Below are 21920 nucleotides of genomic sequence, written 5' to 3' on the forward strand. Positions count from 1 at the left end.
AGCACCTACGGGATCAGGGCCTACGGGATCAGGTCAGTGCGCCATCACGGGGACGTGGACCTCGTCCTCGCCCCGGGGCGCCCCGTCGGCCGTGCCCGCGCCGTCCTCCGAAGAGGCCGTCGGCGAACCGCCACCCGGCCGTCCGGTGTTGACGAGGGTGAAGGCGATCACGCCGGCCAGCAGCAGGATGCCGACCGCCCACCAGATGGCGGCGGTGTAGCCGTGCACCATCGACTGGAGCTTGAGCAGGTCCGCCGAGCGGGCGCCGGCCGCGTGCGAGGTGGCGTACGCCGTGGTGGCGCTGGCCGCGATGGTGTTCAGCAGCGCGGTACCGATCGCACCGCCCACCTGCTGTGACGTGTTGACCATCGCGGAGGCGACACCGGCGTCCCGCGGCTGGACCCCGTGCGTGGCGAGCGACATGGCCGGCATGAACGCGGTACCCATACCGAGGCCCATCAGCAGGAACCCGGGCAGGATCAGCGCGGGGTACGAGGTGTCCAGGTCGATCTGCGTCAGCACCAGCATGCCGAGGGCGGCGAGCACGAAGCCGGGAGCCATCAGCAGCCGCGGCCGGATCCGGGTCATCAGCCGGGCACCGATCTGCGTCGAGCCGGTGATCATGGCGGCGACCATCGGGAGGAACGCCAGACCGGTCTCGACCGGCGTGTAGCCCTTTACGATCTGGAGGTAGTAGGTCAGGAAGAGGAAGAGACCGAACATGCCGATCACGGCCAGGCCGAGCGAGACATAGACACCGGCACGGTTGCGCTCGGCGACCACCCGCAGCGGCAGCAGCGGGGCCTTCACCTTGGACTCGACCAGCACGAACGCCAGCAGCAGCACGACGGCCGCGATGAACAGCCCGAGCGTCGGACCGGCCAGCCAGCCGTCGGACTCGGCGCGGGTGAACCCGTACACCAGCGACACCAGGCCCAGCGTGGCCAGGACGACGCCGGGGAGGTCCAGCCGGGAGCGGTTACGGCTCCCCGCGGGCTCGCGGATGACCAGCAGGGCGCCGACCGCGGCGACCACGGCGAACGGGATGTTGACGAAGAAGGTCCAGCGCCAGTCCAGGTACTCGGTCAGCAGGCCGCCGAGGGTCAGGCCCACCGCGCTGCCGCCACCGGCGATCGCACCGAAGATGCCGAACGCCTTGGCGCGCTCCTTCGCCTCGGTGAACGTCACCGCCAGCAGGGACAGCGCGGACGGCGCCAGCAGCGCGCCGAAGACGCCCTGCAGCGCGCGGGCGCCCAGCAGCACTCCCTCGTTGGCCGCGATCCCGCCGAGTCCGGAGGCGATCGCGAAACCGGCGAGTCCGACGATGAAGGTGCGCTTCCGCCCCCACAGGTCGGCGACCCGGCCGCCGAAGAGCAGCAGACCGCCGAAGGCCAGCGCGTAGGCGGTGATCACCCACTGCCGGTTGGCGTCGGTGATGCCGAGATCCGCCTGGGCGGAGGGCAGCGCGATGTTCACGATGGTCGCGTCGAGGACGACCATCAGCTGGGCGAGAGCGATGAATATCAGCGCTTTCCAGCGCCGGGGATCGACGTATGTGGCCGTTTCGGGCATGGGGGGATCCGCCTAGTGGTGCGAAGTGAGCGAAGAACGGGACGAGTGGTTCGGGAGCGAGGCGTGGTTCGGGACGGAAGGAGCGAGGCGTGGTTCGGGGCAGGCGAGTGGTTCGGGACGCAGGAGCTATTCAGGACGGGCGTTGCGCGCGCGACGCCTCAGGTCCGCCAAGGTCGCGGCGGAGCCGGGAAGTTCGGAACGGGCGGGCGTCTGCAGACCGTCCAGGAACAGTTGCAGATGCCGGTGCACGAACATGTCGAACCCCGGACACGCACCCCCGGGCTCCACCTGGGCAGCTCCCCATCCGGGAAGCGGCCGGGTGAGCTGGGTGATCGCGACCATCAGGTCCCCGACGTCGATGTCGGTACGCAGTCGGCCGCTGTCACGCGCGGCGCCCATGAGGGCCGCCACGGCCCCCTCCAGGCGCTCACGCGCCGCGACCAGATCCGGGTGGTCGCGGTCGACGCCGTCGGAGAGCAGCGGACACAGCGCCCCGATGCGCTCCGCCACCGCGTCGTGGGCGAAGCGCCTCAGCGCTTGGAAGGCATCGGACTCCTCGGCAAGGGCGCGCTCCGCGCGGTCCGCTGTACGGGACATGACGGAGAGCGTGACGTGGTGGATCAGCTCCAGGCGATCCGGAAAGTGACGATAGAGCGTCGCATTGCCGACCCCCGCGCGTCGAGCGATTTCATCGAGGGGGACATCGGCCCCGGACTCGACCATCGTCTCGCGGGCGGCCGCGATGATCCGTTCCCGGTTGCGCAGCGCATCGGCCCGCAGGCGGGGCGGCTTCCCCTCCTTGCCGGCCTTTTCCTTACCGGATTCCGCGCAGGCGGCGACGGTGGCCATACGGCTCTCCCTCCTCCCGATGGTCGATGGGCGATGATTCGGTGGGCGATGGACTTCCCGGATCTGCCGGACGTGTGGTGAAACGGGGAACACCTCCCCGGTTATTTCCCGGGCCGCCCGTGACCTGCGCCACACCCCCGAAGTCAGCCCCTGGGCGGGTCCCGGGTGGCCCCGTGACTCCGGTGGATGTAACCCCGCGCGCCAGCGGCCATCCGGCGCCCCAGAGTGGGTGGTATGAAGCACAAGGTTTCCGCGGTGCTGGCGGGAGCCGCGGCCACCGCGACCGCGGCGATAGCCCTGGGCTCACCACCCAGCGCCGTGGCCATACCCACGGCGCCCGGCGTCCGCCCCAGCGGCCCCTGCGCCCTGCGCGGCATCGCCGACGACGTCGGCGAATCCGCCGACACCCCGGACGGCTTCGCCCGCTCCTCCGGCCCCGTACGGGCACTGACGCTCTTCGTCGACTTCCCGGACGCGCCCGCCACGATGTCGCCCAGTGCCCGCTTCGCCGAGTTCTTCCCGGCCGTCACCGACTTCTTCCGCGACAGCTCGTACGGCAGGCTGAGCTACCGGCCGATACCGCTGTTCCGGTGGATACGCATGCCGCGGCCGCTCGCGGCGTACGGCATCACGCGCGGCGCCGACTTCGACCCGGCCTCGGAGAGCGGCTACCACGCACTGTCCCGGGAGGTCGTCCGCGCCGTCGACCCGATCGTCGACTTCCGCGACTACGACGTCGTCAACGTCATCGCCACACCGAACGCGGGCCCGCCCGCCACGAGTACGGTCCTCTCGGTCACCTTCAGCGGAGGCGACATGGGGCTGCCGACCGCCGACGGGGTGCCGTTCCGGAATGCATCGTTCATCTGGAGCCGGCAAGCCGGACCGAGCGCCTTCCGCGTCCTCAACCACGAGAACGCGCACAGCTTCGGCCTGCCCGACCTCTACTACTCCGACGCCCGCCACACCCACACCCCGCCCCTCGTGGGCCACTGGGACCCGATGGACGAGGACTGGGGCCCCAGCAACGACTTCCTCGGCTGGCACAAGTGGAAGCTCGGCTGGCTCTCCGCCGACCAGGTGCACTGCGCACCACGCCACGGGACACCCGGCGAACACACGCTCACCCCGGTCTCCAGCCCCGGCGGCACCAAGATCGTCGTGATGCCGACCTCGCCGCACACCGCCCTGGTGGCCGAGGCCCGGACCCGCGGCCTGCTCGATCCCGCGGTCTGCCGCCCCGGCGTCCTGCTCTACCGCGTCGCCGCCGATGTCCGCTCCGGCCACGGCCCGCTCCGCATCGTGGACGCCACCCCGCACAGCGGCGGCTGCTACCCGGATGACGCATACGTCCATTCGGAACTGACCGACGCCACCTTCCGCACGGGCGAGACCTACACCGACCCCAGCGGCGCGGCGGTCACGGTCCTCACCGAGAACCAGGACGGCACCTACCGGATACGAGTGACCCCGGCCCGCACCTGAGCTGTAGCCGTTGACACAACAGCGCCCCCACCTCCGGCCATGCCGGTCGTGGGGGCGCCTTCGTCATCGGCGGCTCAGACAGGGAACTTCACGCCCTTGACTGCATCGACGAACGACGACCAGGCAGACGCCGGGAAGGCCAGCGCAGGGCCGTGCGGGTCCTTGGAGTCACGGACGGGAACGACGCCGGGAACATTGGCGGCGACCTCGACGCAGGAACCACCGTTGCCGCTGTAGGAGGACTTGAACCAGGTGAGGGGGAGGGAGTCGGTCGTCACAGGGTGCCCTTTCGTACCTGCTCGATCATGGCCACTGATTCCGCCTGGGAAAGCGCTGCGGCCTGTAGTTGATGGTAGGCCCTCACCAACGGCAGTACGGATGTGATCTCCCTGTCCAAGTGCCCGTTGGTCTCGGACTCGACATAGGACATGACGGAGCGGTCGGGCAGGGTCAGCAGATTCACCAGCCGGTTGAACGGGCGGCGCTCGCCTATGACATAGGGGGCCAACTGGAGTGCGGTGTCCGGCTGGTCAGCGAACTCGATCAGGTGAGCCAACTGGCGGTCCATGACCTCGGCACCTCCGATCGGCCGTCGGATACAGCTCTCGTCCAAGACCACGATCACCACGGGCGGATTGCGCCGCACCAAAGCCGCTTGCCGTTCCACCAGGAACGTAACGCGTTCATCCGCCTGTTCGGGGCTGAGAGTGCCCCGCTTCACGTTGCCCTCTTCCATGGCTCTGGCGTACTCCGGCGTCTGGAGCAGCCCGGGGATCGCACCTACCTCGAACAGCCGGATCTCTGCCGCGCGGGCCTCCTGCCCCAGGTACTCCGGGAACCCTTCCAGCAGACTGCCGTTGCGAATCTCCCCCCATGCGCGCTCGAACGACTCTGTGGTCCCAGTTAGCCCGAACGCAACGTCCACGGCCCGCGAGAAACGGTAAGTTGGCGGTTTGCGGCCGGTTTCGACTGCCGAAATATGCCTGCCCGAGTAGCCCACCCGCTCGGCCAACTCGTCCTGCTTCCACCCCCGCGCATCACGCGCACTGCGCAGACGCGCCCCGAAGGCCGCCCGGGGCGAGGCTTCCGGGTTCAGCTCCTTCAGGTTTACCAACATGCCCTCCTTTTCTGAAACGTTGAAGACGGCTCGACTGTAGGCCACGCTGAGGGCACCCGGTAGCCGTTTCACTACAGAGAGTGGGGTGCATGACTATGGCGGTGAAGGCGGTACGGACGGCGACAGTCGTTCGAGAGCGGCTGGCGGTGCTGCTGGAGTCGATGCCTGAGGCGGTGATCCGCTGATGAGCGGCTATCAGGAGAAGCCCGTGGAGCTGCCCTGGCCGTACAGCCCGCAAGATCTCGACCCGGAGCCGGTAGAAGGCTGTGAGCGGTGTGCGGTGCTGGCCGAGGAGCGCCAACAGGAGCGCGACCAAGGTCAGTTCGGGCGGGCCGTCATCGCCGGCATGAAGATCGCCGAACATCGGCGGTGGGGCTCCCACAACGACGCCCCCGAGACCGCCGAGACGCCCGAGATCCCCGAGTCCCCCGGCTAGCCGTCCAGCCAGTGCCGTTGCCCGATGGTGATCAGTCGCAGCTGCCGGCGTGCGGTCCGCACCACCCGCTCGGCCGCGCCCGGCTCCCCGTCGCCCCCGCCCTCTCCGCCCTCCGCGTCCTCCACTGCGTCGAGCAGCGCCGTCGCCGTGGTCACCAGCCGGTCCACGTACAGCTCGGCCAGCATCCGCACCTCGTCGGGGCGCCAGCCCTCCGACTCCGGCTGTGCCGTGAGCGCCTCCGCCACCTCCTCCGCGAACCGGTCCAACTCTCCGGCGATGGCCTGCCGGACGGCACGTACGCCGCCGTGCCGCTCGCGCGCCATGAAGCGGATGTGCAGGGGGTGTTGCCGTACATGCCGCTCAACGACCGCGATGGCGCGGTCGATCCGCTCCTCGGCCAGCTCCTGCTCGGCGAGGATCGCCCGCACCATCGCATGCAGACTCCCCAGCGCCTCCTCGACGAGCGCGACGCCCAACTCGCCCATATCCCGGAAGTGCCGGTAGAACGCGGTCGGGGCGATGCCCACCACCCGCGTCACCTCCCGCAGCCCCAGGCTGCTCAGGCTCTGATCCGCCAGCAGGCCGAGTGCTGCGTCGAGCAGCGCCTGACGGGTCTTCTGCTTCTGGGCCTGCCGGACCCCGAGGGTGTGACTCATATCATCCAGTAAACAACCGTTCTCTGAATGCTTCCAGCCGTGGCTCGCCCTATGCCGGCATCACTGAGTGAACAACTGTCCTCTCAGTCTCTCGAGCGCTCCCTCTGCACCTCTACGTCTCTGCACAGCGGCTCTCGACGTTGTGAGCCTACTTCCGGCCCCCGAACGGGAAAGGCAGATCATGCTCTTCCTCGTCGCAGCCCTCGCCCTCATGGGGATCGCGCTGGGCGCCGCGGCACACCTTCCCCTCTCCGTCACCCTTGTCGCGGCGGCCGCCATCTCCGGCTGGCTGCTCGTCTTCTCCCTCCGCGAACTCCGCGCACGCCACCACCAGGCCGAGGTGACCTCCCGATGACCGCGCTCGGCAAAGCCCGGCCGCACGCCGACGGTATGGCCGTGGCCTCCTTCGTCCTCGGCCTGGTCGGCACCCTGGTCCTCAACCTCGTCCTCGGCCCCTGCGCCCTGATCCTCGGCGGCCTGGCCCTGGCCCGGGGGACCACCCGCCGCGGCCGCGCGCTGCTCGGCCTCGCCCTGGGCGTCGCCGACCTGCTCCTGCTCGTCTTCCTGGTCACCGCGGACGGCACCGTCAGCTGGCACATCCCGGGCTGACTCCGGGGGCACCCACGCGGCGTGCCCACATAGTGATCACCCCCTGGACAACGATGCGAATCCTTCTCATCATTCGATCATGACCCGTGCAGCGCTCCCACCGACCGCGGCCCGTACCAGATCTATCGGACCGTCAGCAGTCCGCGAGATACTGGCACTTACCGCACGCCCCGAGGTGGTCTCGTTCGCCGGCGGACTGCCCGCTCCCGAGCTGTTCGACGCGTCCGGGATAGCAGCCGCGTACGAGCGCGTGTTAGCCGAAGCGCACGGGCGCGCACTCCAGTACACGACCACCGAGGGAGACCCCGAGTTACGCGAGGCGGTGGCGGCCCGGCTCGGCGCGCGCGGCCTGCCGACCGGCCCCGACGACCTGCTCGTGACCACTGGCTCCCAGCAGGCGCTCACCCTCGTCGTCTCGACGCTGCTGGACCCCGGCGACACCGTACTGGTAGAGGATCCCGGCTACTTGGCCGCTCTCCAGTGCTTCGCCTTCGCGGGCGCCCGCGTGGTGCCCGTGCCGACCGATGACGGCGGACTGTCCCCCGCCGCCCTCGAAGAGATCGTGGTACGGGAACGTCCCAAACTGCTCTACCTCGTACCGACGTTCCAGAACCCGACCGGCCGGACCCTTTCGGTCGAGCGCCGCCGGGCCGTGGCCGAGATCGCCGAGCGGCACGGCTTCTGGATCGCCGAGGACGACCCGTACGGCGATCTGCGCTATGAGGGCACACACGAGCCGTGGATCTCCGCACTGCCGGCCGCGGCCGACCGCACCGTCCTGCTCGGCTCCTTTTCCAAGATCATGGCCCCTGGTCTGCGCCTCGGGTTCCTCCGGGCGCCCGTCGAGCTGCTGCGCACCTGCGTGATCGCCAAGCAGTCGGCCGACCTGCACACCTCCACCATCGACCAGGCCGCGGCGGCCCGGTACTTCCGTGACGCGGACCTCGACGCCCATCTGGCGCGCCTGCGGGCCGCCTACCGGGAGCGCCGGGACGCTCTGCTGGACGGCCTGCCGGACGCCTTACCGGCCGGCAGCAGCTGGAATCGTCCGGACGGCGGGATGTTCGTCTGGGCCCGGCTGCCGGAAGGTCACGACGCCACCGAGCTGCTCCGGGCCGCGGTCGAGCACGACGTCGCCTATGTCCCGGGCGCTCCTTTCTACGCGGGGGTGCCGGACCCGAGCACGCTCAGGCTGTCGTTCATCACGCACGCGCCCGACGAGATCGGCGAGGGACTGCACCGGCTCGCGAGAGCGTGTACCGAGGCGCCCACCGCTCCAGTTACGGGAAGGTGAAATCCCCGTCAAGGAAATGGCGTTGGGCGTCAGGAAAGCGATATGGGGCGTCGGCGGACGGAGTCAGGCGCCGAAAGAAACGGGGGTTGGACGTGAGGGCAGCACATCCAGGAAGACGGGAACCGGCAGGGGCTGCGAGGGTGTTGAGAGAACTGCCGCGGGGACGCCGCGCGGGGGATCGGCCCCGACGACGGCTTGCGGTTGACACCCCAAACGTCGGACGGCAGACGGGAATTCACGTCTGATCGGGTAACGGTCGTTGGATAAGCCTGCGTTGCTGCTCATCATGTTCCCCCAAATGAACGATGCGCTGACCACCCGGGCACACGCCCGGCCAGTCGGGTCCACCGCCCGGAAGTCAAACGGAATGGAAAAGTCAAGATCAAGAGTCTTCTCGTGTGATCCGTGTCTCGATGCGGCAAGGAACCCTGATGTCCACCTGCCGCACGCCCTTGACCTCGCACTCTTCGCGATGGGCACTTGTCGATCTTTCCCTCAGGGGCTAGTGTCACCTCCCAGTTGCTGCGAGGGCCGAGGGGCACGGCCCGTGCGACTGTTCGCCTGACATCGACAGGTCGACGCAAACCTCACGAACAACGGTGTCGTGGTTTGCGTGTATCGGCTCCCCGACGGAGCCGGCAGTGGTCTTCACACCCCCGCCAAGGGCCGGCTGGGCTCGTCATCCGGGGGGCGTTTTATCGCCGAGTGCGGCAATTCGCCCCTCCTCACCCGTGGTCGCGTCGTCTTCCTTGCGTGGGCCTTCCCCAGGACGGATCGGCGATGTCGGCGCTCCGCCGGACACTTCCTTCCGCAGCAAATTTACGACTTCATCTTCAACCGCCTTCCTTGTCACGCAAGATGGCGCACGGAGGAACCTGATGTATTACACGGTCACCAACAGCATCGACAAGATCTCCAAGCCGCTGCTGGACAGCTTTGGCCGACTGAGCGCGGACCCGTACCTCAAGGGCGACTTCGTTTTCCGCTACCGGTCCTTCGGTGAAGGACGCGTCAAGGGTGAAGAGGTCCTATGGGTCGAGGAAGGTGACTTCTTCCAGAGCTCGGACATCAATGGCTACGCCGGGGGTATGCAGCGCAGGTTCGCACCGCTGGGGCGTGAGGCCCGGGAGTTCGTCGCGCAGCTGATGGCCGATCCGGCCACGCGCACGATGTTCGGCGGCGAGGAGCTGACCATCGGTGTCCACCAGATGCGAGTCATCGCCGACGACGCGCACACCGGATATCCGGCGCCCGAGGGTTTCCACCACGACGGCTTCGACTATGTGGCGGTCACCGCGATCGCCCAGCACAACGTCAACGGCGGAACCTCCATGATCGCCGATGCCACGAGCGAGGAGATCATCGTCTTCGACCGTGCCATGAACGCCGGCGAGACCCTGATCCTGGACGACAAGGCGGTCAAGCACTACGTCTCCCCGTTCACTCCGAAGCTGCCGGGTCAGGCACGCCGCGATGTGATCGTGGTGACCGTCAAGGTCAATGACTGAGGTCGCCGCCCGGCCCGCCCAGCCGGCCGAGAGCGCATCGGCACCGCGCGGCGACTTCGGGCAGGCGCTGCGTGACACCGTCCCGGTGGCGATGGGCTACACCCCGCTCGGCGCCGCGTTCGGAATTCTCCTCGTCAACAGCGGGCTCGACTGGTACTGGGCGCCCTTGTCGGCGGCGCTGATCTTCGCCGGGTCGATGGAGTTCCTCGCCGTGGGAATGATCACGGCGGGGACTCCGCTGGTGCAGATCGCGGTGATGACGCTGGCGGTGAATTTCCGGCACGTCTTCTACGCCCTCTCCTTTCCCATGCAGTTGCTGAAGGGCTGGCGCCGCCGCGTCTACGGTGCTTTCGCGCTCACCGACGAGACATATTCGCTGCTGGCCACGATCCCCCGGGAGGAGATGACCGCGAACCGCCTGATGTTCATCCAACTCCTCAGTCATCTCTACTGGGTGGGTGGCAGTCTTATCGGCGCGCTGCTCTCCTTCGGGCTGCCGGCGTCCATCGACGGGCTGTCATTCGTCCTGACGGCGCTGTTCGTGGTGCTGGCGCAGGACTGCTTCTACAAGCGCAAGGATTCCGCTCCCACCATGATGGGACTGGCAGCGGGGTTTGTCGCTCTCACCGTCGGCGAGAAGAGCTTCCTGGCAGTGGCACTCACCGTCTATGTCGCGATGCTGCTCGGCTGGTATCTGCTCCAACGGAAGAGGGTTCCGAAGGAGTTGAGCGCATGACGGGCAGCCTCTACATTCTGTGCGCCATTCTGGTGATCACGGGTGTGACATTCGCGCTGCGCGGCCTGCTGTTCGTCGCTCTGCGGCGGGTTGCCGACAGCGACATCATGCGCTACTTCGGTGTGGCCATGCCCGGCGGCGTCATGCTCATCCTCGTCTTCTACACCGTAAGCTCCACGGACTTCTCCCACTCCCCTTACGGGCTGCCGAGTATCGCGGGTATCGCCGCGACCTCGGCGGTCTATCACTGGCGGAGGAATCCCCTGCTGGCCATCGTCGTCGGCACCGGCATCTTCCTCGTCCTCAACCGGACTCTCGGCTGAGCTCCGCAAGTCCGCCCACACCCGATGGAATTCAATGGCGCGCAACAACATCTTCCGCACCAAATCAGTCGAGCAGTCGATTGCCGATACTGACGAGCCGCGGACCAAGCTACGCAAAGTCCTCACCGCCTGGGACCTGACGGTCTTCGGGGTCGCCGTCGTCATCGGGACCGGCGTGTTCACGCTCGCCGCCAGTACCGCCGGCAACATGGCCGGCCCCGCGGTGTCGGTGTCCTATCTGCTCGCCGCCGCGGCCTGCGGGCTGGCGGCCCTGTGCTACGCGGAGTTCGCTTCGACCGTTCCGGTCGCGGGCAGCGCTTACACGTTCTCCTATGTCGCCTTCGGGGAATCCATCGCCTGGATCCTGGGCTGGGACCTCATCCTGGAGTTCGCGCTGGCGGCCGCGGTGGTCTCCAAGGGCTGGTCGACGTATCTGGCGCAGTCCGTCGAACTCGTCACCGGATCGCACCTGTCCACGACCGTCAGCATCGGCGGCGTGGCAGTCGACTGGCCGGCGGTCCTGCTCGTCGCCGTGCTGACCACCATGCTGGCGCTCGGCACGAAGCTCTCCTCCCGGGTCAACCAGGTCATCACCGCCATCAAGATCGCGGTGGTGCTGCTGGTCATCGTGGTCGGCATCTCCTACATCGACCCGGCCAACTACTCCCCCTTCATCCCGCCGGCCGCCGCCCCCGACGCCGGTAACAGCGGGCACAACCAGTCGCTCTTCTCCCTGCTGTTCGGCGGCGGCGAGACGAGCACCTACGGGATCTTCGGTGTCCTGGCCGCCGGTTCCCTGCTGTGCTTCGCGTTCATCGGCTTCGACATGGTCGCCACCGCCGCCGAGGAGACCCGCAACCCCAAGCGGGACATGCCCCGGGGAATCCTGGGCGCGCTCGCGATCGTCACCGTGCTGTACATCGCGGTGTCCCTCGTGGTCACGGGCATGCGTCCGTACACGGCGCTGAAGTCCAAGCCCGACGGCACCAAGGCCACCATGGCCACCGCGTTCGCCGACCTCGGCGTCGACTGGGCGGCCACGGTCATCTCGATCGGCGCGCTCGTCGGCCTGACGACGGTCAGCATCGTGACGCTTCTGGGCCAGACCCGGGTGCTCTTCGCGATGTCGCGCGACGGGCTGCTCCCGCGGCAGCTCGCGGTGACCGGCTCCAGGGGCACGCCCGTACGGGCCACCGTCCTGGTGGGCGTCGTGGTGGCCGCGGTCGCCGGCCTCTTCCCCGCCGACAAGCTGGAGGAGATGGTGAACATCGGCACCCTGTCGGCGTTCGTCCTGGTGTCCATCGGGGTCATCGTGCTGCGCCGGACCCGGCCGAACCTGCCCCGCGGCTTCCGTACCCCGCTGGTGCCGCTGATCCCCATCCTCGCCTCGCTGGCCTGCCTGTGGCTGATGTTCAACCTGAGCGTGCTGACCTGGCTGCGCTTCCTGGCCTGGATGGTCATCGGTGTGGTGATCTATTTCGCCTACGGCATGCGCCACTCGGTCCTCGGCAAGCGGCAGCGCGCGGCCGAGGCCGCCGAAGTCCCGGCCGACGGCACCACGGCCCCGGCCGAGGCCACGGACACGCCGGTGCGCGGCTGACCCGGATGCGCCGGTGGGAGGTCCGGTCCCCGGGGCCGGACCTCCCACCGGCGGCGCTGCCCCCTCCCCCCCCCCGTTCTGCCGCCTTCTCTCCTCAACCGCCCGACAGGAGCTACGTCTTGATCGCCACCTACACCATCCAGCAGTGGCTGTTCGCCGAGGCCCGCGGCCGCTACGACATCGACCTCGCCGAGAGCGGTGTGCAGTTCCAGCGCCTGCGCGACCTCGCGCTCGACCCCGAATGGGAGCTGGACTACAGCATCGACCAGGGTCAGCCGGAGCTCCGGGAGGCCGTGGCCCGCCTGTACCAGCGGCCGTGGTCCGACGACGACATCGTGATCACTCATGGCGCGCAGGAAGCCCTCTACCTGCTCTACCGCAGCCTGCTGTCCGCCGGTGACCACGTGGTGACCACCAGCCCCGGGTGGCAGCAGTCGTGGGAGGTACCCGCGCACATCGGGTGCGAGGTGTCGGTCCTCCCGCTGACGCCGGGCGAGCCTTTCGACGCCGAGGCCCTGGCCCGGCTGATCACTCCGCGGACGAAGCTGCTGGTGCTGAACAGCCCCGGCAACCCCTCCGGGTACCGCTTCACCGAACAGGACTGGAAGGTCCTCCTCGATGTCGCCCGCGCGCACGACCTGACCGTGGTCAACGACGAGGAGTACCTCCTGGACTTCGCCGAGTCCATCGTCCACCGCTACCCCAAGGCGCTGTCGGTTTCGGGGCTTTCGAAGGTGTACGGGCTTCCGGCGCTGCGTATCGGATGGGCCGTCGGAACGCCGGATGTCATCGCCGCGATGGTCAACTACAAGCGGTACACCACGGTTTCGAACTCGTGGGTCTGGGAACGCGTCGCGGCGGATGTGCTGAACGACCGGGACCGGCATGTGCGGCGGTACCGCGAGTTCGTCGACGGCGGCATCGGCCGGCTGACCCGGTTCGCGGAGGAACACGCCTCGCATGTACGGCTGGTGCACCCGGCCGGTACGCCCTTCGCCTGGTTCAACCTCCGCACGTCGGCCGCCTCTCAGGAGGTCGCGGAGCGGCTGCTCGACGAGGAGCGGGTCCTGGTCATGCCCGCCGAGGTCTTCGGCTCCGAGGCGGGCCTGAGGATCAGCTATGCCCGGCCGGCCGACGTCCTCGACGAAGGACTCAACCGCCTGGGCAGGCTGCTCACCGGCCTGCCGGCCGCGCATTGACAGTGAGGTGCAGGGCGGTGCGGGGCGGTGCGCGGGGCCGGCCGGCCGGCGCACCGCTGCCGTGCGGCTTTCGTGCGTCACACCGAAGTCACCGCTTTTTTGCGGCGCTTTTACGCGCGTCCCAGCTCACGCCAACTAGCCGTCATGAATTTGTCGTTCGGTCGCCAAAGCTATTGACGGAGATCATCTTCGCCTGGTGAACTGACGTCGCGGAAACGGGAAAAACACTTCTCGCCGCCAGTCGCAGTATCGCGGTTACCGCCATCAATGAATTCCCTGCAGCCCGTCGGCGGCCGCAGATTATGAGAGATGAGCAATGACACAGCGTACCGATTTCTCCCTCAGTGAAGTAGAGCTCAAGCAGTTCCACCAGGACGGCTTCATCGGCCCGTTCGATCTGTACGAGAAGGACGAGATGGAGGCCAACCTCCAGGCTCTCCGTCCCAAGCTGCTGAACACCAAGAAGGCCATCTACAGCCAGGACAAGGCGGTGTCCGGCAACACCAACCTGGCCAACTACGACCGGCACCTGGACGTCGACTTCCTGGCGGAGCACATCACCCGCCCGGAGATCGTGGACCGGGTTTCCAGCATCCTGGGCCCGGACACCATGTGCTGGCGTTCCGAGTTCTTCCCGAAGTACCCGGGCGACGAGGGCACCGACTGGCACCAGGCCGACAACTTCTCCAACGTCGCCGGCTCGAAGTACCCGCAGATCCTGTGGCCCGAGGACGCCGAGTTCGGCGGCACCATCACCGTGTGGACCGCGTTCACCGAGGCGAGTGTCGAGAACGGCTGTCTGCAGTTCATCCCCGGCACCCACACCTCCATGAACTACGACGAGTCCAAGGTCATGGAGTACGACGAGAACGCCATCAACAGCGTGGAGAAGGGCGGCGTCAAGCGCGGCTTCTTCGGCTACGACTACCGCCAGCTGCAGAAGGACCCCAACTGGGAGCCCGACGAGTCCAAGGCGGTCTCGCAGGTCATGCGGCAGGGCCAGTTCATCGTCTTCTGGTCGACGCTGATGCACGCCTCGCACCCGCACAGCGGCCTCACCGACCAGATGCGCCTCGGCTTCGCCGGCCGCTACCTGCCCACCCAGGTCCAGGTCTACCCGTACTCCGAGGGCCTGGAGGAGTTCGGCGGCAAGGCGAGCCTGGACAAGTTCGGCAACGTGCTGACCTCCGGCAAGAACGAGTACCGCCACAACCGCTTCGTCGACAGCACCGTGAACGGTTTCCGTTTCCCGGTCCGCCAGAAGGGCTGAATGCAGTGAGCACGATGGAGACGCAGGAAGACGTCGAGCGCTGGGTACTCGCCGTGTGCCAGGAGATCGGCCTGCGCGCCGACAGCACGGACGCGGACTTCTTCGAGGCCGGCGGCAACTCCCTGTCCGCGATGCGGATCATTTCCCAGGCCGAGGAGAAGTACGGCGAGGACGCGCTGCCGCCGGACGACCTGTTCGCCCGGAGCCGCATCGGCGATATCGCCAAGTCCATCATCGCCAACAGCACGTCGGCCGGCGCCCCGGCCGAGGGCTAGGGCCACGCGATGCAGCCTGACGACGACAAGTGGGTCATCACCATCAAGCAGGCCGTCGAGCGGCCGAGTGTCAGTCTGATCTGTTTTCCCTATGCTGGAGGCAGCCCCGATCTCTTCAGGGCCTGGTCGGATGGCTTTAGTGACGATGTACAGCTTCTCGCCGTCAGGCTGCCCGGCCGGGGAAACCGCATCAAGGAAGCCCCCTACCAGGACTGGGACGTCCTGCGCCAGGACACACTGGACGCACTGGCGGACCACCTCGCCGGTCCGCACGCCTTCTTCGGCCACAGTTTCGGGGCCCGCCTCTCGTACGAACTGGCCCAGCTGACCGCCGAGAAATTCCCCGGTATGACCCGCCGGCTCTTCCTGTCCAGCTCCCGGAGCCCGGATCACCCGCAACGCCGGCCCTTTATGCATGAGATGTCCGAGAGCGGGTTCATCGACGCCCTGCGCGAGATGGGCGGAACTCCCGCGGAAATCCTGGACAACAAGGTCATGATGCGGTTCTTCCTGCCGAGCATCCACGCCGAGATCCGGCTCGCGGAGCTCTGGCACGACCGCCACAAAACCCCGCTGGATATCCCCGTCACCGCCATGTACGGGCGTACCGACCCGATCGACGACTACGCCAGCATGATCGGCTGGAAGCAGTTCTCCCGGCAGGAGAGTGAACTGTTGGAAATGCCCGGGGGACATTTCTTCCTAGAAACGCACCGCCCGCAGGTGCTGGATGTCATCAACGCACGCTTGCAGGGGGCCGCCGGACCATGCTGACGTACGACGAAGCGGCGCTCGCGGCGCACCGGGAACTCAACCGCACCGCCGCCCCGTTCCCCGACGACCAGAGCGTCAAGGAGCTCTTCGAGAGCTGCGCCGCACGACGCCCCGAGGCCACCGCCCTCATCCACCGTGACACGCACGTCAGTTACGCCGAGCTGAACCGCCTGGCGAACTGCCTGGCCGAACGGCTCCGCCAGGACGGCCTGCGCCCGGGAGAGACGGTCGGGGTCTGCCTGGGCCGGTCCGTGGAGCTGATCGTCGCCCTGCTCGCGGTGGTCAAGTGCGGTGCCGCCTACCTGCCGTTCGACGCTTCCTGGCCCGACGAGCGGGTGCTCGGCCTGCTGGAGAGCGCCGGCTGCGAGCGGGTACTGACCGGCCCGGACGGCGCCCTCGCCGAGCGCCTGCCGCACTGCCGGGTGACGGCGGTGGCGCGGGACGCGCTGACCGGCGCCCCCGCCGACCCCGATGTCCGCGTGTCGCCCGACGCCCTCGCGTACATCAACTTCACCTCGGGCTCCACGGGCCGCCCCAAGGGCGTACCGATCCGCCACCGCGGCATCGCCCGCCTGGTGTTCGGAGCCCGGTACACCCGGCTGGGCGAGGCCGCGACGCTGCTCCAGCTCGCGCCGGTCTCGTTCGACGCGGCGACGTTCGAGATCTGGGGCGCACTGCTGACCGGCGGTACGTGCGTGCTCTACCCCTCCGCGTTCGTCCGGTTCTCGGAGTTCAAGCGGGTGGTGGACACCCATGGGGTCAGCACCGTCTTCCTGACCACGGCGCTGTTCAACACCCTCATCGACGAGGCTCCGGAGACTCTGGAGAACGTGCGGACCATCCTCACCGGCGGCGAGGCCCACTCGCTCTCGCACATCGACAAGGCCCTCGCCGTCTACGGTCCGGACCGGCTGGTGAGCGTCTACGGTCCGACCGAGTGCACCACGTTCGCCACCTACTACCCGGTGCGCGCCGTCGGGCCGGAGGAGTCGAGCCTGCCCATCGGCCGGCCGATCCAGAACACCCGGGCCTACGTCGTGCACGACGGCCGGCTCTGCGGCCCCGGCGAGACCGGCGAGGTCCTGCTGGCCGGCCCCGGGCTCTCCCCGGGCTACCTGGGGATGCCGGAGGTCACGGCCGCCCAGTTCGTCGAGTACGAGATCGACGGCGTCCGGGAGCGGCTCTACCGGACCGGCGACCGCGCCCACCTCTCGGCGGACGGGAACCTCGTCTTCCAGGGCCGGCTGGACGACCAGGTCAAGATCAACGGCTTCCGTATCGAACTGGGCGAGGTCGCCCACCACATCGGCCTGCACCCGGACGTCAAGCAGAGCCATGTCACCGCCGCCCCGCACCCGGCCGGCGGCAAGGAGCTGCTGGCCTTCGTGGTGCCGGCCACCGAGCACTGCACACCGGAGGCGATCCGGCAGCACCTGAGCCGCAGCCTGCCCGCCTACATGGTCCCTTCCGGCATCCACCTGCGCGAGAGCCTTCCGCTCTCGGGCACCGGCAAGGTGAACCGCCAGGCCCTGCTCGCCACCCTCTGAACCGCACCCTCTGCACCGCGCACACGAAAGGAGTCGTGCCATGACCATCAGTAAGCGTGCCCGGCAGTTCCAGGAGACGCTGCGGGAACGCGGCCTCGACCTGACCGTCGTCGAGCTGCCGGACTCCACCCGCACCGCCGACGACGCGGCGCGTGCGTTGGGCTGCGAGAAGGGGCAGATCGTCAAGTCGCTGGTGTTCCAGGACACCGCGACCGGCGCCCCCGTGATGGTCCTCGCCAGCGGCACCAACCGCGTGGACGAGAAGGTCGTCGCCCAGCAGCTCGGCAGCACGGTCGGCAAGGCCGACGCCGACTTCGTCAAGCGGGTCACGGGGTACTCCATCGGCGGCGTCCCGCCCCTGGGGCACAAGGAGAAGCTGACCCTCCTCGTCGACCAGGACCTGCTGGACTTCGACGAGACGTGGGCGGCGGCCGGCACCCCGCACGCGGTCTTCAAGATCCCCGGCAAGATCACCGGCATCCTCCCCGAGCACCAGGTGGTCGCGGTCAAATGAGCACGACGACGGGCCGCACGCCCCTGCCCCATCTCACCGGCGAACACGACGACGTCCGGACCCGCGTACAGCGGCAGCTGGCCGAAGCGGTACTCCCGCACGCCGACTCCTGGGAGCGGCAGGGGTACATCGACGCCGACGCCTGGCGCGCCCTCGGTGCGCAGGGACTCCTCGGACTCGCCCACGACGGGCCCGCATTCCTGGACAGCGCGGTCCTCCTGGAGGAGCTGGGGCGCACCGGGTACGCGGGCGTGCGGGCCGCCGTCGGCGTACACGCCTACATGGCGACGTCCTACCTGCGGATGTTCGGCACCGACGAGCAGCGGGACACGCTGCTGCCGGCGGTCGCCCGGGGCGAGCGGATCGCCGCGCTCGCCATCAGCGAGGACGGCGCCGGCACCGACCTGCGTCACCTGAGCACCCGGGCCGAGGTGCTCGGTGAGGACGGCTACCGCGTCAGCGGCCAGAAGTACTACGTGGCCAACGGCTCCCGGGCCGGCTTCTACATCACCCTGGTCAAGACCCGCGAGACCACCGGCGACCGTGGCCTGAGCGGGGTCAGCCTGCTGGCCGTCGACGCCGACGCACCGGGTGTCACGCACACCCCGCAGCCGATGACGGGCTGGCGCAGCGCCGATGTCTGCCGCGTCGACTTCGACGACGTCCTGGTGCCGGCCGACCGGCTCGTCGGCCGCCGCGACTTCGCCCTGATGCACCTGATGAAGGGGCTCGACTTCGAGCGGCTGGTGGCCGGCCTGCTCGCCGTCGGCGGCGTCGGATACTGCCTGGAACTGCTGAACCGCTTCGTGCGCGAGCACCAGATCAAGGACGTACCGCTCGCCGCTCACCAGGCGGTCCGGCACAAAGTCGCCGAGCTGAACAGCGACTTCGAACTGATCCGGACCTACGCGTACCACGCCGCGTGGCTGCACAGCCGTGGCCGGCTCGACACGCGTACCGCCTCGGTGCTGAAGCTCAGGGCGACGGAGCTCGCCGTCACGGCGGCCCAGGCCTGCGTCCAGTACCACGGCGCCAGGGGGTACCTGGACGACGCGGCCGCCGCACGCCTCTACCGCGACGCGATGGCGGGCACCATCGCCGCGGGCGCGAGTGAGCTGCTGCGCGACATGATCTTCGAAGCCCACTGATATGACACCCGAACCGACCGCCGAACCGACCGCCGAGCGGCCGGCCGCTGCCGCGGACTCCACCCGTCCGGTGTCCCGCCGGCGCGTGTGGACCGCCGCCGGGGTGACGGTGATCCTGCCGGCCCTGGTGATCTGCGGCGCCGCCGTATGGGCGTGGGGCGGCGGTCCGGCGGACGCCCCCGGTTCCGGGACGGTGCACCGGCTGGACGCCACCGGGCACTTCTTCCTGGCCGCCGCCGTCGTCCTCGCCGCGGCGCTGGCGGGCGGGGCGTGCGCCCAGCGCCTGGGCCAGCCCCGGGTGATCGGGGAGATCTGTGCCGGTCTCGCCCTGGGCCCCTCGCTGCTCGGCAGCCTGGCCCCCGACGCCACCGGGTGGCTGTTCCCCGGCCCGTCGGTGCGTCTGATGGAGGGCCTGTCGCAACTCGGGCTGGCGCTCTTCATGTTCGGTGTCGGACAGGAGCTGGCCGGGATGCGGCTGCGGGGCACCATGGGCCGCACCGCCCTGGTGAGCCTGGCGTCCCTGCTCGTCCCCTTCGGGCTGGGCGCCGCGGCGGCCCTGCCGATGGCCGGTGCCTTCACCGGCACCGCGGGGAACGAGACGGCCTTCGTCCTCTTCGTGGGCTGCGCGATGAGCATCACCGCCTTCCCCGTACTCGCCCGGATCCTCGCCGACCTGGGCCTGACGCGTTCCGAGCCGGGCCGACTCGCCCTGGTCGTGGCCGCGATCGGCGACGGCGGGAGCTGGCTGGTGGTCGCGGCCATCGTCACCTGCGCCCAGGGGGGCGGGGTGCACGGCCTGGTGGTGAACGGCCTGGGTGCCGCGCTGGCCGCGGTGTTCTTCCTGTGGCCGCTGCGCCGCTGGCTCGCCCGGCGGCTGCCGGACACGGAGGACGGGCGGGGCGCCGTCGGCGTCACCGTCCTGCTGGTCGCCGGAGTCGCCGCCGCCTCGACGCTCACCGCGGCCCTCGGCATCCACCAGCTGATCGGGGCCCTGCTCTTCGGACTCGCCTGGCCGGTCCGCGGTCAGGGCGCCGCGCTCGCCGACCGCGTGACCGGCATCGCGAAGACCGTGCTGCTGCCGTTCTTCTTCTTCGGTTTCGGGCTGGCCACCGACCTGACCGCGCTGCACTGGGACGCCACCACGGCGGCGGTCTGCGCCGGCCTGCTGCTGGTCGCCACCGTCGGCAAGATCGCCGGCCCGGGGCTGTGCGCCTGGCTGACGGGCATGGACCGGCGCCCCGCGCTGATCCTGGGGATGCTGCTGAACGCCCGGGGCCTGACGGAACTGGTGGTGATCCAGATCGGATTCCAGGCCGGCCTCGTCGACGACGGCATGCGGGGCGTACTGACCCTGGTGGCCCTGGTCACCACGGTGATGACCAGCCCCCTGCTCCGTCTGCTCGGCTGTCCGCCGTCGCACCGGCTCCCCGTCCCCGTCCCCGTCCCCGTAATGGACATACCCGAGAATCCGGACCCGTCCAAGGCCCCGGACCCGCCCAGGAACACGAACATGACCGCTTCGACTGCAGGAGGTACGCGGTGAGCAGGAAGGTGGCCGTCATCGGCGGCGGCCCTGCCGCGGTGAGTACGTTTCTCCACCTCACCCGGGTACGCGACATCGCCTCCGTCTGTTTCATCGCCCCCAACGACATCGGCTGCGCCCCGGCCTTCGGCTCCGGCGGCCCGATGCTGCTGTGCAACACCTCGGTCGACGTCACCTCCCTGCGGCCCGACGGCACGTCGGAGCTGCTGTCGTACCTCGCGGCACGCGGCTGGCCCGTCCACCGCGAGGACTTCGTGCCCCGCTACCTCGTCACCCAGTACGCACGCGAGAGCTACCTGCGCCACCGGGCCGCGGCCGAGCGCGACGGCGTCAAGGTCGGCCACGTCCGCGGACGGGCCCGGTCGGTCAGTGGCCACCCCGGCGACTACCGCATCGGCCTGGAGGACGGCACCGCCGTGGACGCCACCGACGTGGTCTTCGCCCTGGGCGGCGCCGTACCGCGCCTGCCCGCCTCCCTGCGCGCCACCGCCACCGCCCCGCGCCTGCTGACCAGCCCGTACCCGGTACGCCGCCTGCGCGCCGTCCCCGCGGACGCGAAGGTACTCGTCCTGGGAACCAAGCTCTCCGCGATCGACGCGGCGCTCACGCTGTGCCGGGCGGGGCGGCGCACCGTGATGGCCTCGCCCTCGGGCCGGCTCCCCGCCGTACGCACCCGGCTGTGCCGCGACACGGCGGCCGGGCTGGGCCGGGAGTGGGAGCGGCAGCTCGCCGACGGTGCCGACGGTGCCGAAGCGGCCGCCATGGCACGGCCGCTGATCCGGCTCATACGGACGCTGAGCGGCGGCGAGCCGCTGCGGCCGCGGCTCAGCGACCACACCGACGCCCACGAGCGGCTGCGGCACGAGACACAGCTGGCCGAAGCCGGCCAGGTCCCCTGGCAGGACACCATCGCGGAGGTCATCGACGGCCTCAACCACGCACTTCCGGACCAGCCGGAGCCGGTCCGCCGGCAGGTACTCGCCACGCACCGCGCCGCCATGTCCCGCTACATCTCGTCCATCCCCCTCGACAACGCCCGCCGGCTCCTGTCCCACCTGGACGCGGGGCTGCTCACCGTCGCCGACGGCTGTCCCGAGCGCATCGACCCGCACCCCGACGGCTGGACGGTCACCTGGCCCGACGGCCGGACCGAGCACATCGACTGGGTGGTGTGCGCGACCGGATTCCAGGTGCCCGCGCTGTCCGTCGCCCCGGACGGGCGGCTGCACATCGGCGAACCGGCGGCCCCCGGTGCCCGCGCGGCGCAGGTCACGCCCGGCCTCAGGGTCCACCGCGGCCCGGACCACGCCCAGGAGCGGATGTGGGCCGTGGGCTCGGCCGCGGGCACGCGGGTGCCCGTCGTCAACTACCTCCGGGCCGCGGCGCAGCACGCGCGCGACGTCGGCCGGATCCTCGACGCGGAGGCCACGGCCTCCTAGGCGGGCACGACAAGCGCCAGAACAGC

The 21920-nt window shown here is 69.4% G+C and carries 23 protein-coding genes; 18 read left to right on the plus strand and 5 right to left on the minus strand.

All coding sequences use genetic code 11. The features are described from left to right. Positions 1-33: 33 nt before the first annotated feature. Both AZE13_RS19665 and AZE13_RS19670 read right to left on the minus strand, forming a co-directional pair. A complete protein-coding gene (locus AZE13_RS19665; RefSeq protein ID WP_066933268.1) occupies positions 34-1572 on the minus strand; it encodes an MFS transporter in 1539 nt (512 codons plus the stop codon). Between the two features lie 126 nt (positions 1573-1698). Continuing rightward, positions 1699-2421: a TetR/AcrR family transcriptional regulator gene (locus tag AZE13_RS19670; RefSeq protein WP_066933270.1), complete on the minus strand. Its 723-nt coding sequence runs from the start codon at positions 2419-2421 to the stop codon at positions 1699-1701. Between the two features lie 234 nt (positions 2422-2655). Between AZE13_RS19670 and AZE13_RS19675 the strand changes: the two genes are divergently transcribed. Beyond that, entirely contained in the window at positions 2656-3906 is a 1251-nt protein-coding gene (locus AZE13_RS19675; protein WP_079124160.1) for a M6 family metalloprotease domain-containing protein, read from the plus strand. Positions 3907-3980: 74 nt separating this feature from the next. Here AZE13_RS19675 and AZE13_RS19680 read toward each other — a convergent pair whose 3' ends face one another. Both AZE13_RS19680 and AZE13_RS19685 read right to left on the minus strand, forming a co-directional pair. Continuing rightward, positions 3981-4184, minus strand: a complete 204-nt coding sequence (locus AZE13_RS19680) for a DUF397 domain-containing protein (protein WP_066933276.1) — start codon at positions 4182-4184, stop codon at positions 3981-3983. Next, positions 4181-5020: a helix-turn-helix domain-containing protein gene (locus tag AZE13_RS19685; RefSeq protein WP_066933447.1), complete on the minus strand. Its 840-nt coding sequence runs from the start codon at positions 5018-5020 to the stop codon at positions 4181-4183. Before AZE13_RS19685 ends, AZE13_RS19680 begins: the two co-directional genes overlap by 4 nt. Before the next feature lie 187 nt (positions 5021-5207). Here AZE13_RS19685 and AZE13_RS19690 point away from each other — a divergent pair, with 187 nt between their 5' ends. Then, positions 5208-5459: a hypothetical protein gene (locus AZE13_RS19690; protein WP_066933280.1), complete on the plus strand. Its 252-nt coding sequence runs from the start codon at positions 5208-5210 to the stop codon at positions 5457-5459. Here the strand turns inward: AZE13_RS19690 and AZE13_RS19695 are convergent. Then, on the minus strand, positions 5456-6115 hold the full coding sequence (locus AZE13_RS19695; protein WP_066933283.1) for a TetR family transcriptional regulator: 660 nt from the start codon (positions 6113-6115) through the stop codon (positions 5456-5458). The genes AZE13_RS19690 and AZE13_RS19695 overlap by 4 nt on opposite strands. A 142-nt stretch (positions 6116-6257) precedes the next feature. On the opposite strand from AZE13_RS19695, the gene AZE13_RS36380 reads away from it, so the two are divergent. The 16 genes from AZE13_RS36380 to AZE13_RS19770 all read left to right on the plus strand — a co-directional run bounded on the left by AZE13_RS36380 (position 6258) and on the right by AZE13_RS19770 (position 21894). Beyond that, a complete protein-coding gene (locus AZE13_RS36380; RefSeq protein ID WP_147264685.1) occupies positions 6258-6470 on the plus strand; it encodes a hypothetical protein in 213 nt (70 codons plus the stop codon). Beyond that, entirely contained in the window at positions 6467-6724 is a 258-nt protein-coding gene (locus tag AZE13_RS19700) for a hypothetical protein (protein ID WP_066933286.1), read from the plus strand. Before AZE13_RS36380 ends, AZE13_RS19700 begins: the two co-directional genes overlap by 4 nt. 79 nt (positions 6725-6803) lie before the next feature. Continuing rightward, entirely contained in the window at positions 6804-8018 is a 1215-nt protein-coding gene (locus AZE13_RS19705) for a PLP-dependent aminotransferase family protein (protein ID WP_079124161.1), read from the plus strand. 878 nt (positions 8019-8896) lie between these two features. Further along, the gene (locus AZE13_RS19710) at positions 8897-9526 is read left to right on the plus strand and encodes a 2OG-Fe dioxygenase family protein (protein WP_066933291.1); all 630 of its coding nucleotides are present in this window, start codon (positions 8897-8899) and stop codon (positions 9524-9526) included. Next, a complete protein-coding gene (locus tag AZE13_RS19715) occupies positions 9519-10262 on the plus strand; it encodes an AzlC family ABC transporter permease (protein ID WP_079124162.1) in 744 nt (247 codons plus the stop codon). The genes AZE13_RS19710 and AZE13_RS19715 overlap by 8 nt, the downstream gene beginning before the upstream one ends. Beyond that, positions 10259-10585, plus strand: coding sequence for a branched-chain amino acid transporter permease (locus tag AZE13_RS19720; RefSeq protein WP_066933294.1), 327 nt, complete (start codon positions 10259-10261; stop codon positions 10583-10585). Before AZE13_RS19715 ends, AZE13_RS19720 begins: the two co-directional genes overlap by 4 nt. A 34-nt stretch (positions 10586-10619) precedes the next feature. Beyond that, positions 10620-12185 carry an amino acid permease gene (locus AZE13_RS19725; RefSeq protein WP_066933297.1) on the plus strand — a complete coding sequence of 522 codons (1566 nt, stop codon included), beginning with the start codon at positions 10620-10622 and terminating at the stop codon, positions 12183-12185. A 119-nt stretch (positions 12186-12304) separates the two neighbouring features. Further along, complete coding sequence (locus tag AZE13_RS19730) at positions 12305-13384, plus strand: pyridoxal phosphate-dependent aminotransferase (protein WP_181690386.1); 1080 nt, start codon at positions 12305-12307, stop codon at positions 13382-13384. A gap of 316 nt (positions 13385-13700) precedes the next feature. Continuing rightward, entirely contained in the window at positions 13701-14654 is a 954-nt protein-coding gene (locus AZE13_RS19735; RefSeq protein ID WP_066933300.1) for a chlorinating enzyme, read from the plus strand. A gap of 14 nt (positions 14655-14668) precedes the next feature. Further along, complete coding sequence (locus AZE13_RS19740) at positions 14669-14929, plus strand: acyl carrier protein (RefSeq protein ID WP_066933456.1); 261 nt, start codon at positions 14669-14671, stop codon at positions 14927-14929. 9 nt (positions 14930-14938) lie between these two features. Beyond that, positions 14939-15703, plus strand: a complete 765-nt coding sequence (locus tag AZE13_RS19745; protein ID WP_066933303.1) for a thioesterase II family protein — start codon at positions 14939-14941, stop codon at positions 15701-15703. Further along, positions 15697-17250 carry an amino acid adenylation domain-containing protein gene (locus AZE13_RS19750; RefSeq protein ID WP_066933306.1) on the plus strand — a complete coding sequence of 518 codons (1554 nt, stop codon included), beginning with the start codon at positions 15697-15699 and terminating at the stop codon, positions 17248-17250. Before AZE13_RS19745 ends, AZE13_RS19750 begins: the two co-directional genes overlap by 7 nt. A 40-nt stretch (positions 17251-17290) precedes the next feature. Then, positions 17291-17764: a YbaK/EbsC family protein gene (locus AZE13_RS19755; protein ID WP_066933309.1), complete on the plus strand. Its 474-nt coding sequence runs from the start codon at positions 17291-17293 to the stop codon at positions 17762-17764. Beyond that, positions 17761-18912, plus strand: a complete 1152-nt coding sequence (locus AZE13_RS19760; RefSeq protein ID WP_066933312.1) for an acyl-CoA dehydrogenase family protein — start codon at positions 17761-17763, stop codon at positions 18910-18912. The genes AZE13_RS19755 and AZE13_RS19760 overlap by 4 nt, the downstream gene beginning before the upstream one ends. A gap of 1 nt (position 18913) precedes the next feature. After that, entirely contained in the window at positions 18914-20455 is a 1542-nt protein-coding gene (locus AZE13_RS19765; RefSeq protein WP_066933315.1) for a cation:proton antiporter, read from the plus strand. Beyond that, a complete protein-coding gene (locus AZE13_RS19770; protein ID WP_066933318.1) occupies positions 20452-21894 on the plus strand; it encodes an FAD/NAD(P)-binding protein in 1443 nt (480 codons plus the stop codon). Before AZE13_RS19765 ends, AZE13_RS19770 begins: the two co-directional genes overlap by 4 nt. Positions 21895-21920: the final 26 nt, after the last annotated feature.

Origin of the sequence: Streptomyces sp. NBRC 110611, from assembly GCF_001590865.1 — a bacterium.
Classification (GTDB): domain Bacteria; phylum Actinomycetota; class Actinomycetes; order Streptomycetales; family Streptomycetaceae; genus Streptomyces.